This is a genomic window from Comamonas sp. Z1 (genome assembly GCF_008121555.1).
Classification (GTDB): Bacteria; Pseudomonadota; Gammaproteobacteria; order Burkholderiales; family Burkholderiaceae_C; genus Comamonas; species Comamonas thiooxydans.
This window is the reverse complement of record NZ_VOQT01000004.1, coordinates 437,174-448,506: the sequence shown is the minus strand read 5'-3', so window position 1 is coordinate 448,506 and position 11,333 is coordinate 437,174. Positions and strand designations below refer to the sequence as shown.

The following is an 11,333-nucleotide window of genomic DNA, read 5'->3' as shown; positions in this document are numbered from 1 at the left end:
GATCTTGAATTTAAAGTCTTTCGACTGCTCACTCACTTGACGGAATCAAGAAGAATTAATTCTTCCTCATTACTGTTTTTGTGAGCGTTTGATAACTCCGAAGAGTTTGTTCCGAAGAACTGGCTGCCTGCCCTCAAACGCCCACGCTTATCGGCTGTATTTTTTTAAGGAACCGAGTGCAAAACCGGAAAACCCGATCTTGAATCTCGTTGCTTGCTGCGATCAGCGAAGCTTTGTATTGTAGCCTGTTTTCACCAGACTCAAATCAAAGTTTGAAACTTTTTGTCAACACCCAAAAGATCTTGACAAAAAGAAAAAGCCTTGCGGCTTTTTCTTTGATTTGGCGGAAACGGAGGGATTCGAACCCTCGATGAGGCTCTACACCCCATACTCCCTTAGCAGGGGAGCACCTTCGGCCACTCGGTCACGTTTCCGGAATGACGCTATTGTAAACAGCTTTTTTGTTCGTTTTTGGAAAGTTGCGAAAATTATTCGCTTTTGTCCAAACCGAAGGCTGTGTGCAGGGAGCGCACGGCCAGCTCCAGGTACTTCTCGTCGATCACGACCGAAGTCTTGATCTCGGAAGTCGAGATCATCTGGATGTTCACACCTTCCTTGCTCAGGGCACGGAACATGGTGGAGGCCACACCCACATGGCTGCGCATGCCGATGCCGACGATGCTGACCTTGGCGATATTGGGATTGCCCACCACTTCGGAAGCACCCAGTGCAGGAACAACGCTTTCACGCAGCAGCTCCATGGCACGCTGGTAGTCGCCCTGACTCACGGTGAAGCTGAAATCGGTCTTGCCGTCCTTGGAGATGTTCTGGATGATCACATCGACTTCGATGTTGGCATCAGCCACGGGGCCCAGGATGGCAGCAGCCACGCCGGGGGTATCAGGCACTCCCAGCACGGAGATCTTGGCCTCGCCACGGTTGAAAGCGATGCCGGATACGACAGCCTTTTCCATTTTTTCGTCTTCCTCAAAAGTAATCAGCGTGCCGGACTTGGCTTCTTCTTCCAGATCGATATCCCAGGGCGTGAAGCTCGACAGCACGCGCATGGGCACCTTGTACTTGCCTGCAAACTCCACGGAACGGATCTGCAGCACCTTGGAGCCCAGGCTGGCCATTTCCAGCATTTCCTCAAAGCTCACCGTACCCAGGCGCTTGGCAGCAGGCACCACACGGGGATCGGTGGTGTAGACGCCATCCACATCGGTATAGATCAGGCATTCGGCCGCCTTCAGGGCGGCAGCCACGGCCACGGCCGAAGTATCGGAGCCGCCACGCCCCAGCGTGGTGATATTGCCTTCTGGATCGATGCCCTGGAAGCCAGTCACGATCACGACACGACCTGCCTCGAGGTCGGCGCGCACGCGCTTGTCGTCGATGGACTCGATGCGAGCCTTGGTGTAGCTGCTATCGGTGCGCACGGGCACTTGCCAGCCCGCATAGCTGACGGATTCCATGCCTTCGGCCTGCAGCGCAATGGCCAGCAGCGCCGAGGATGCCTGCTCGCCAGTGGCGGCCAGCATATCAAGCTCACGATAGTACGAACTCTTGGCGTGGCTGGGAGCCAGTTCGCTGGCCAGCCCCAGCAAACGGTTGGTTTCGCCACTCATGGCGCTGGGCACAACCACCAACTGGTGACCTGCCCGAGCCCATTTGGCCACACGCTTGGCGACGTTGCGGATGCGCTCTGTCGAGCCCATCGAGGTGCCGCCGTATTTATGAACGATCAGTGCCATTGGATACTAAAGGGTGACGAAACAGCAGCCACGGCGCAGATCACAAAGGTTTTGGCGCGCCGGCGGTTTTCGTACAGGTAAAAAAAACCAAAACCTAGGAATTGTACCAACCGAGACTTGCCCCCTGGCGCTCTACAAAACCTCGCCCCACCTTGATGTGGATGCGGTGCCCTCGCGTAGTGCAAACGCCGAGCTGCGCCATGAGCTGCGCAAGCTGGGCCGCCGTCGGCGTCGTGCCATGCTCGGTGCGCAACCAATAACGCAGGACATTGCCCAGACGCAGCTCGCTCAAACCCTGCAATGCCTTGATGGCGGGCGGCACCCCCACCAGCAGCAGATCTGCCGCAGCCTGCTGATCCAGCAACTGCGACGCCTGGGCGCAATGGGCGCTGCTGCGTGCAAACGTGCTGCGAAACTGCGGAAAGACCTGCTCCAGCACCGGCAGCAACTGAGCCCGGATGCGATTGCGCGTGTAGCCTGGATCGGCATTCGTCGGATCCTCGACCCAGCTCAAACTCCTGAGCCGCAGCCAGTCGCGCAGCGCCTGCCCCGGCACCTCCAGCAAGGGCCTGAACCATTCCAGCCCTGCTCTTTGCCAATGCCCTGGCATGGCCGCCAGACCGGCCACACCTGCACCGCGCGAGAGCGCCAGCAGCAAGGTCTCGACCTGATCGTCGGCATGCTGAGCCAGCGCCATGGAGCGCACCGCATCCAGCGCAGCGCCCTGCGCATCGAGCCAAGGCTGCCGGGCCGCCTGAATCAAAGCCGCATAACGCCCCTGGCGCGCCGCATCTTCGGGGCTTTGCCCCTGCACATTGCGCGCATCGATGGCGCAGACCTTGAGGGCAATGCCGTGCCGGGCACACAGTTGCTCACAGTGCCGCTGAAATTCATCAGCCGCCGCCTGCAAACCGTGGTGCACATGAATCGCCCTCACCCGCCCCGGCCAGCGCGCATGGCAGGCCAGCAGCAGAGCCGACGAATCGGCTCCGCCGCTGAAGGCCACGGCCAGTGGCAGCGGCGGCTCGAATGCCGCCATCGCTGCATCCACCCGAGCAGCCGAGGCCCGCAACAAGTCAGCATCTGACTGGGCTTGCATGAACAACAGACTCCCTATTTCCAATTCAATAGCAGCTAGCGCCTACCCCAAAAGGGCTAGAAACACACTTCACTCAAAGCCCTTCGGCAAAAACAAATGGCTCCCGAAGGAGCCATTGTGCGCAAGCAGCATCAAGCCCGCGGGATCAGCGGTTGTCAGCCTTGGTGTCGGCAAACTTGCCATAGCTCTGAATGCGGTCGTAGCGACGATCCTGCAGCTCCTTGGGCTTGAGATCGGTCAACTGGCGATAGGCATCGCCCAACGCACGCTTGAGGAAGGCACCCATTTGCTTGTGATCGCGGTGAGCGCCACCCACAGGCTCGTTGACGATCTTGTCCACCAGACCCAGCGCCTTGAGGCGGTGAGCGGTGATGCCCATGGCGTCCGCTGCTTCCTGGGCCTTTTCGCCGGTCTTCCACAGAATGGAAGCGCAGCCTTCGGGACTGATCACCGAGTACACGGAGTACTGCAGCATCAGCACCTGGTCTGCCACGGCAATGGCCAGCGCACCGCCCGAGCCACCTTCACCGATGATGGTGGTGATGATGGGGGTCTGCAGCTGAGCCATTTCGTAGATGTTGCGACCGATGGCCTCGGACTGACCACGCTCCTCGGCATCGATGCCGGGGAAGGCGCCGGGCGTGTCCACGAAAGTGAACACGGGCAGCTTGAACTTCTCGGCCGTCTTCATCAGACGCAAGGCCTTGCGATAGCCCTCGGGACGCGTCATGCCGAAGTTGCGCAGCGTACGCTCCTTGGTATCGCGGCCCTTTTGATGACCGATCACCATGCAGGGCTGGCCGTTGAAGCGTGCCAGGCCACCGATGATGGACTGGTCATCCGCAAAGTGGCGGTCGCCGTGCATTTCGACAAAGTCGGTAAAGCACTCGCGCACATAGTCGAGCGTATAGGGGCGCTCGGTATGGCGTGCGATCTTGGTGATCTGCCAGGGGGTCAGGTCGCTGTAGATGTCCTTGGTCAGCTGCAGGCTTTTCTTGCTGAGCTGATCGATCTCTTCCGAGATATCTACTGCGCTTTCAGTCTGCACATAGCGCAGTTCTTCGATTTTGGATTCGAGTTCGGCAATGGGCTGCTCAAAATCCAGAAAGTTCTTTTTCGCCAACGTATTTCTCCTTGTGCCAGCCTGTTGCAATCCTTGCAATCGGCCAGTGGACAGATGTCATCAAGCCACAGGCTGCGCCTCGAGCGAGCGCCAAATATACCAAGTTGCAACCGTACACCACGGTTTCCAAGCCTCGGCAACTTCACGGGCATCGCTGCGACTGACAGGATCGCCCGAAAAATGATTGAGAGAGATGCCCTGTATCAAACCGGCATCATCCAGAGGCAGCACATTGGGCCGCCCCAGACAGTAAATCAGAAAATTCTCGGCCGTCCAGCGGCTGAGGCCGCGTATGGACATCAGCTCGGCAATGATGACTTCATCGCTCATCTGAGCCCATTCATCCATGTGCAGACGGTTCTCGGTGAAGTGCAGAGCCAGATCGACCAGATAGTCCACCTTGCGGGCCGACAATCCCACCGCACGCATATCGTCCACCTTGAGCCTGAGCACCTGCTCGGGCTGCATGGCAGCGGGCAGCCTGACGAACTTGTTCCACAAGGTTTTGGCGGACTTCGCCGAAATCTGCTGCCCGATGATGGACCGGGCCAAAGTGGCAAAGGCCTGCTCCTGCCCGCAAGGCAACAGCGCCTGGCTGCCGAGTTGCGGGATCAGGCGCTTGAGCACACGGTCGCGGCGCATGAGCTGACGACAGGCCTCAGCCCAATAGGCGGGCACACCATCAGGCAAATCCAGATGGATCTTTGGAGCGGCCACTTTGGACGCAACTGCCTGCTTTGCAGTTGTACCCGCAGGCTGAGCAATGGCTGCGGCCCCCAAAGGCGCTACAGGCAAAGGCGCAGCCGGCCCCATGGGCACGGGCAGATCAGCCACCAGCGGCAGCTGTTCAAACTCCATGGTGTCCAGATGCTTGGCCGCACTCATGCACGACTCTCCGCACTGCTCACACAGTTGATGGAATATTGCATGCAGCCTCAGCCCTTGGCGGCCGCTTCCCAGGTCGTGCCCGCGGCCGAGTCCTTGAGGACAATGCCCTGATCAAGCAGCTCCTTGCGGATGCGGTCGGCCTCGGCCCAGTTCTTGGCAGCCTTGGCCTCTGCGCGTGCGGCAATCTGCGCCTCGATCCCTGCCGCGTCCACCCCTTCGGCACCGGCCTGCAGAAACTTCTGCGGCTCGGCCTGCAGCAGGCCCAGGCAGCCCCCCAGAGCCTTGAGCAAGCCAGCCACTTCGGGCGACTTGCTGCGGTTGACCTCGGCAGCCAGCTCGAACAGCACGGCCACGGCCTCGGGCGTGCCGAAGTCTTCGTCCATCGCCGCCTTGAAGCGGGCGGCATAGGGATTGCTCCAGTCGATCTGCACCTCGGCAGGCGTCACCAGGTCCAGCGCGGTATAGAGGCGCTTGAGCGCACCGCGCGCATCATCGAGATGCACATTGGAATAGTTCAGCGGGCTGCGGTAGTGACTGCGTACGACGAAGAAACGGATGGTCTCGGCGTCGTACTCCTTGAGCACGTCGCGGATGGTGAAGAAGTTGCCCAGCGACTTGGACATCTTCTCGTTGTCCACGTTGATGAAGCCGTTGTGCATCCAGGTCCGGGCGAACGGCTTGCCAGTCGCACCTTCGCTCTGGGCAATCTCGTTCTCGTGGTGGGGGAACTGCAGATCCGCACCGCCGCCATGGATGTCGAAGCTCTCGCCCAGCAGCTCGCAACCCATGGCCGAGCATTCGATATGCCAGCCGGGGCGACCTTCGCCAAACGGACTCTGCCATCTCACATCGGCCGGCTCGTCGGCCTTGGCCGACTTCCACAGCACAAAGTCCAGCGGGTCGTGCTTGCCGTCTGCCACGGCCACACGCTCGCCGGCGTTGAGCTCGTCCAGCGACTTGCCCGAGAGCTTGCCGTAGCCCGGAAACTTGCGCACGGCGTAGTTCACATCGCCGTTGCCGGCCTGATAGGCCAGGCCCTTGTCCTGCAAACGGGCGATCATGCCCAGCATCTGCGGCACGTATTCGGTGGCGCGCGGCTCCAGCGTGGGGCGTTCGATGCCCAGCGCATCCGCGTCCTGGTGCAGCGCATCGATCATGCGGTCGGTCAGGCTGCGTATGGTCTCGCCGTTTTCCACCGCTCGCTTGATGATCTTGTCATCGATGTCGGTGATGTTGCGCACATAGGTCACCTTGTAGCCGCTGGCGCGCAGCCAGCGCTGCACCACGTCGAAAGCCACCATGGAGCGTGCATGGCCCAGGTGGCAGAGGTCATAGACCGTCATGCCACAGACGTACATACGCACATGGCCCGGCTCAAGCGGCGAAAACGATTCCAGTGCACGCGACAGCGTGTTGTAGATACGCAAACTCATGAATCTTGAAATAGGGAGAGAGGGTGGCGAGCAGCAGCACTGGTCATGCCTGCGATGCATAAACCATGCCTGCCATTCCCTGAGGCTGAAAAATGCGCACTAGCATCCAGACACATCCCGGTCCGGCCAGACGCCTAAGCGCCGCACACCCCTCAGCTACAATTCCCCGCAGTATAAGCTCCCGCCGCAGCGCAGTTTTGCGGCGCCATGAAAGCACCTACATGCCTGTACGCAACTTGTTCAGTACCGCAGCGCGTGCGGCAGCCCTGGCTGCCTTGCTCGCTGCAGGTAGCGCCTACGCCGACGATTACACGGATGTTGCCCAGTTGCTCAAGAGCGGCAAGACACAGCAGGCGCTGCAAAAAGCGGACACCTATCTGGCCAAGAATTCACGCGACCCGCAGATGCGTTTTCTACGCGGCATCGCGCTGAGCAATGACGGCAAGACCGAGGACGCGATTGCAGCGTTTCGCCAGCTGACCGAGGACTATCCCGAGCTGCCCGAGCCCTATAACAACCTGGCCGTGATCTATGCACGCCAGGGTGACCTGGATCGCGCCCGCTCCGCACTTGAAGCTGCCGTGCGCAACAATCCGAACTATGCCGTGGCGCACGAGAACCTGGGCGATATCTATGCCCGCCTGGCCTATCAGTCCTATGCGCAGTCCCTGGCCAAGGGCGGTCGCCCCGCAGCCCTGAACCCCAAGCTCAAGCAGCTCAAGGACTTGCTGCAGCCTGCGGCCTCTCTCGCAACGCCTGCCCCGGCCCAGCCTGCACAGCGCTGAACCCGTTTTTTGCCATCGCCGCCCTTCTCCCTCTTGTGAAGCAGGCCGGCGCCCTCAGCTGCCTCAAGCCTGTTTTTCGCAGCCGCCATCCCTGCGGCCCTGCCCAAGGCTCACTTACCCAGGAATATGACCATGCTGAATTTCCGTCGAAACAGCCTCAAGGCCCTGTCTGCCATTGCGCTGACAGCCACTGTTTTTGCCATCCCCGGCCTGGCCCAGGCGCAATCCAAGGTGCAGCTCAAGACCAGCATGGGCGATATCGTGGTCGAGCTCAACGATGCCAAGGCCCCCAAGAGCGCGGCCAATTTTCTGCAGTATGTGCGTGACAAGCACTATGACGGCACGGTGTTCCACCGCGTCATCGACGGCTTCATGATCCAGGGCGGCGGCATGGACACCAATCTGAACGAAAAGCCCACACGCGCCCCGATTCCGCTGGAAGCCAGCAACGGCCTCAAGAACGACCGCGGCACGATTGCCATGGCGCGCACCGGCAACCCCAATTCCGCCACCTCGCAGTTCTTCATCAATGTGGTGAACAATGACATGCTCAACGCCCCCAAGCCCGACGGCCATGGCTATGCCGTCTTCGGCAAGGTCGTCAAGGGCATGGACGTGGTGGACAAAATCCGCGCCGTGGCTACGGGCAACCGTGGCATGCACCAGAATGTGCCCACGACGCCGGTAACAATCCTTTCCGCCACCGAAATCAAGTAAACAACCCGGCGGCGCTGCACCTGCCGGGCCGCGCCCGCCTCTTTACTCCATCCTCTAGAAAGCACAGACATGAGCAATCCCCAAGTCGAACTGCACGTGACCATCAACGTGGCTGACACCGCAACCCAGGGCGTGATCACGCTGGAACTGGACGCCGTGAACGCGCCCAAGTCCACCGAGAACTTCCTGAACTATGTGAACCAGGGCTTCTACAACGGCACCATCTTCCACCGCGTGATCAAGAATTTCATGATCCAGGGCGGCGGTTTCGCAGCCGACATGAAGCAAAAGGACACTGCGGCTCCCATTGAGAACGAAGCCAAAAACGGCCTGAAGAACGACAAGTACACGATTGCCATGGCTCGCACCAGCGATCCTCACAGCGCAACCGCCCAGTTCTTCATCAACACCGTGGACAACGGCTTCCTGAACCACACCGCCCCCACCGGCCAGGGCTGGGGCTATGCCGTGTTCGGCAAGGTGGTCAAGGGTGAAGAAGTCGTGGACGCCATCAAGAAGGTGCGCACCACCCGCAAGGGCTTCCACGACGACGTGCCTTTCGACGCCGTGGTGATCGACAAGGCCGTGGCCCTGTAATCTCCCCCTGAGGCGCTAACGCGCCTTCCCCCTCTCTGCTTCGCGGAGGGGGACGACGGCCTCGCTGCGGGGCGGCCCTTGCTTGCCGTCTCTTTGTGAGGCCGTTATTGTTTTCAGGCTGCGCACTTTTCATTCATGGCTGAATCTTCTGATCCACGCACTGCCGCTCCTCAAGTCGCGCAGCTCCAGGCTGAGCCCCACTGGCGCACGCTTGATTTCATTTCCGATCTGCATCTGCAGCCTTCGGAGCCGCAGACGGTTGAAGCCTGGCGCAGCTATCTGGCACGCAGCACGGCCGACGCCATCTTTATCCTCGGCGATCTGTTTGAAGTCTGGGTGGGTGACGATGCACTCGATGAGCCCGGCAGCTTCGAAGCCGAATGCGCTGCCGTGCTACGCGAGGCGGCGCAGCAGCGCCCGCTGTTCTTCATGGTCGGCAACCGCGACTTTCTGGCCGGTGACGAATTTCTGCGCCGAAGCGGCATGACCGGCCTTTGCGACCCCACGGTGCTGAGGTGGGCAGACACCAGCATCCTGCTCAGCCATGGCGATGCGCTGTGCCTTGACGATGTGGATTACCAGCAATTCCGTGCTGTTTCGCGCTCCGCCGCCTGGCAGAAGCAACTGCTGGCCCAGCCCCTGGCCGTGCGCCGCGCGATCGGCAGATCGGCACGCAGCGAAAGCGAGCAACGCAAGCAAAGCGGCGCACCCTACGCAGATGCCGACGCGCAGATGAGTGCCACCTGGATGCAGGCCGCGCAAGCGCCCTGGCTGATTCACGGCCACACTCATCAGCCCGCCGACCACGCACTGGGCAATGACCAATGGCGCATCGTGCTCAGCGACTGGCATATCGATGCCGATACGCGCCGCGCCGAGGTGCTGCGTGTGACGCCCGAAGGCTGGCAGCGCATGCCGCCCGAGCTGGCCTGACGCGCCGCCCCAGTTGGCGCTATCCAATTCTGAGATTCTTGCGCTTGCTATTCATAGATTTCAGATTGAAAGTCATCAAAGTTCTATGAATGGCAGGCGCTAGCAGCTATCAAATTTACTGAACTGATAGACACGGCAAAGCCCGCTGCCCACAGAGCTGGAGCACCGGGCTTCTTTGTTTACGGCCAGATCTCAAACCGAGATAGCTGAAGCCGAGCCTACTTGCTTGCGCAGCTCGAACTTCTGGATCTTGCCCGTGCTGGTCTTGGGCAGCTCGCTAAACACCACGGCGCGCGGCACCTTGTAGCCGGCCAGATGCTTTTTGCAGTGGGCAATGATGTCCTCTGCCGTGGTCTCGGCTCCGGCCTTGAGTTCGATGAAGGCGCATGGCGTCTCGCCCCATTTGGGATCGGGTTTGGCCACCACGGCCGCAGCCAGCACGGCGGGGTGGCGGTAGAGCACATCCTCCACTTCGATGGACGAGATGTTCTCGCCGCCCGAGATGATGATGTCCTTGCTGCGATCCTTGATCTGGATATAGCCGTCGGGATGCTGCACGGCCAGGTCGCCGCTGTGGAACCAGCCGCCGCGAAAAGCCTCCTGCGTCGCTTGCGGGTTCTTGAGATAGCCCTTCATGGCGATATTGCCCTGGAACATGATCTCGCCCATGGTCTGGCCGTCGTGCGGCACGGGCTGCATGGTTTCGGGGTCCAGCACGGCCGCAGAGCGCTGCAGGTGGTAGCGCACGCCCTGGCGCGAGTTCAGGCGGGCGCGCTCGCCGATATCGAGCGCATTCCAGCTTTCATGCTTGGCGCAGACCGTAGCCGGGCCATAGGTTTCGGTCAGGCCATAGACATGGGTGATGTCAAAGCCCATGGCCTCCATGCCCTCGATCATCGATGCGGGCGGCGCTGCCCCTGCCACCATGGCCTTGACGCCGGCGGGCACGCCCTGCTTCATGGCAGCCGGCGCATTCACCAGCAGGCTGTGCACAATGGGCGCGCCGCAGTAATGGCTCACGCCATGGTTGCGAATGGCGTCAAAAATCGCCTGCGCATCCACCCGGCGCAGGCAGACATTGACCGCCGCGCGTGCGGCCACCGTCCAGGGGAAGCACCAGCCGTTGCAGTGGAACATGGGCAGCGTCCACAGATAGACGGCATGTTTGGGCATGTCCCACTCCAGCACATTGCTGATGGCGTTGTTGTGCGCGCCGCGATGGTGGTAGACCACGCCCTTGGGGTTCCCGGTGGTTCCGCTGGTGTAGTTCAGCGCAATCGCATCCCATTCGTCGCCGGGCAACTGCCAATCGAAACCGGCATCGCCCTGGGCCACGAAGCTCTCGTAGTCGATGGCACCGATCTGCTCGGCCGCCTCGCCGTAAACCGAGTCTTCGACCTGGATCACATAAATGGGCACGGTGCTCTGGCGCAGCTTGAGCGCCCTGGCCATTAGAGGCGCGAACTCGGGGTCCACGATCAAGGCCTTGGCTTCGCCATGATCCAGCATGAATGCCAGGGTCTCGGCATCGAGCCGGGTATTGAGCGTGTTGAGCACGGCACCGGCCATGGGCACGCCAAAGTGCGCCTCCACCATGGGCGGCGTATTGGGCAGCATCACGGCCACGGTGTCGTTCTTGCCAATGCCGATTTTCTGCAGGCTGCTGGCCAGCTGACGGCAACGCGCATAGGTTTGCGCCCAGCTCTGGCGCAGGTCGCCGTGAACAATGGCCAGGCGCTCGGGGTAGACCTCGGCCGTGCGGGCAATAAATCCCAGCGGCGTCAGCGCGGCATGGTTGGCAGTATTTGGGGCGAGGTTCAGATCGAAAGAACTTGTCATGTTTGTCTCCTGAGCGTTTTGTACTCCAGCATCCGTCACGCCAGGCTTACAACCGAGCGCCATGCAGGCTTGTTGTGATCGGGATCAAGCAGTTGCGCCCGAAATGGCTGCACCGCGCCGGCAAACCGGCATGCGACATGCGCAGACAAACCAGAGCAATGTAAA

General features: G+C 60.7%; 10 protein-coding genes and 1 tRNA gene. 4 read left to right on the top strand and 7 right to left on the bottom strand.

The features are described 5' to 3' along the window. Positions 1-341 precede the first annotated feature (341 nt). The 6 genes from FSY45_RS10950 to cysS all read right to left on the bottom strand — a co-directional run bounded on the left by FSY45_RS10950 (position 342) and on the right by cysS (position 6,297). Positions 342-434 (bottom strand) — tRNA-Ser (locus FSY45_RS10950). Positions 435-488: 54 nt separating this feature from the next. After that, positions 489-1,754 (bottom strand): aspartate kinase, encoded by a 1,266-nt coding sequence (locus FSY45_RS10945; protein ID WP_003057587.1) that lies wholly within the window; start codon positions 1,752-1,754, stop codon positions 489-491. Between the two features lie 94 nt (positions 1,755-1,848). Further along, positions 1,849-2,853, bottom strand: coding sequence for a tRNA lysidine(34) synthetase TilS (tilS, locus tag FSY45_RS10940; protein WP_046460868.1), 1,005 nt, complete (start codon positions 2,851-2,853; stop codon positions 1,849-1,851). Between the two features lie 145 nt (positions 2,854-2,998). Further along, on the bottom strand, positions 2,999-3,976 hold the full coding sequence (locus FSY45_RS10935; protein ID WP_003057594.1) for an acetyl-CoA carboxylase carboxyltransferase subunit alpha: 978 nt from the start codon (positions 3,974-3,976) through the stop codon (positions 2,999-3,001). A gap of 60 nt (positions 3,977-4,036) precedes the next feature. Continuing rightward, the gene (locus tag FSY45_RS10930; protein ID WP_046460866.1) at positions 4,037-4,861 is read right to left on the bottom strand and encodes a DNA-3-methyladenine glycosylase; all 825 of its coding nucleotides are present in this window, start codon (positions 4,859-4,861) and stop codon (positions 4,037-4,039) included. Between the two features lie 50 nt (positions 4,862-4,911). Continuing rightward, positions 4,912-6,297, bottom strand: coding sequence for a cysteine--tRNA ligase (cysS, locus tag FSY45_RS10925; protein WP_046460865.1), 1,386 nt, complete (start codon positions 6,295-6,297; stop codon positions 4,912-4,914). A 221-nt stretch (positions 6,298-6,518) separates the two neighbouring features. Here cysS and FSY45_RS10920 point away from each other — a divergent pair, with 221 nt between their 5' ends. The 4 genes from FSY45_RS10920 to FSY45_RS10905 all read left to right on the top strand — a co-directional run bounded on the left by FSY45_RS10920 (position 6,519) and on the right by FSY45_RS10905 (position 9,329). Beyond that, positions 6,519-7,082 carry a tetratricopeptide repeat protein gene (locus FSY45_RS10920; protein ID WP_046460864.1) on the top strand — a complete coding sequence of 188 codons (564 nt, stop codon included), beginning with the start codon at positions 6,519-6,521 and terminating at the stop codon, positions 7,080-7,082. A 132-nt stretch (positions 7,083-7,214) separates the two neighbouring features. Then, positions 7,215-7,799 (top strand): peptidylprolyl isomerase, encoded by a 585-nt coding sequence (locus FSY45_RS10915; RefSeq protein ID WP_003070692.1) that lies wholly within the window; start codon positions 7,215-7,217, stop codon positions 7,797-7,799. A gap of 69 nt (positions 7,800-7,868) precedes the next feature. Next, on the top strand, positions 7,869-8,396 hold the full coding sequence (locus FSY45_RS10910) for a peptidylprolyl isomerase (RefSeq protein ID WP_003070690.1): 528 nt from the start codon (positions 7,869-7,871) through the stop codon (positions 8,394-8,396). Between the two features lie 135 nt (positions 8,397-8,531). Next, the gene (locus tag FSY45_RS10905; RefSeq protein WP_046460863.1) at positions 8,532-9,329 is read left to right on the top strand and encodes a UDP-2,3-diacylglucosamine diphosphatase; all 798 of its coding nucleotides are present in this window, start codon (positions 8,532-8,534) and stop codon (positions 9,327-9,329) included. Positions 9,330-9,521: 192 nt separating this feature from the next. Here FSY45_RS10905 and FSY45_RS10900 read toward each other — a convergent pair whose 3' ends face one another. Next, the gene (locus tag FSY45_RS10900; protein ID WP_148748075.1) at positions 9,522-11,168 is read right to left on the bottom strand and encodes an acyl-CoA synthetase; all 1,647 of its coding nucleotides are present in this window, start codon (positions 11,166-11,168) and stop codon (positions 9,522-9,524) included. Between the last annotated feature and the right edge of the window lie 165 nt (positions 11,169-11,333).

Bases quoted from the DNA above. Each gene is read 5' to 3' on its own strand.
- FSY45_RS10945 (WP_003057587.1), bottom strand. From the start codon at position 1,754: ATGGCACTGATCGTTCATAAATACGGCGGCACCTCGATGGGCTCGACA.
- tilS (WP_046460868.1), bottom strand. From the start codon at position 2,853: ATGCAAGCCCAGTCAGATGCTGACTTGTTGCGGGCCTCGGCTGCTCGG.
- FSY45_RS10930 (WP_046460866.1), bottom strand. From the start codon at position 4,861: ATGAGTGCGGCCAAGCATCTGGACACCATGGAGTTTGAACAGCTGCCG.
- cysS (WP_046460865.1), bottom strand. From the start codon at position 6,297: ATGAGTTTGCGTATCTACAACACGCTGTCGCGTGCACTGGAATCGTTT.
- FSY45_RS10920 (WP_046460864.1), top strand. From the start codon at position 6,519: ATGCCTGTACGCAACTTGTTCAGTACCGCAGCGCGTGCGGCAGCCCTG.
- FSY45_RS10915 (WP_003070692.1), top strand. From the start codon at position 7,215: ATGCTGAATTTCCGTCGAAACAGCCTCAAGGCCCTGTCTGCCATTGCG.
- FSY45_RS10910 (WP_003070690.1), top strand. From the start codon at position 7,869: ATGAGCAATCCCCAAGTCGAACTGCACGTGACCATCAACGTGGCTGAC.
- FSY45_RS10905 (WP_046460863.1), top strand. From the start codon at position 8,532: ATGGCTGAATCTTCTGATCCACGCACTGCCGCTCCTCAAGTCGCGCAG.
- FSY45_RS10900 (WP_148748075.1), bottom strand. From the start codon at position 11,168: ATGACAAGTTCTTTCGATCTGAACCTCGCCCCAAATACTGCCAACCAT.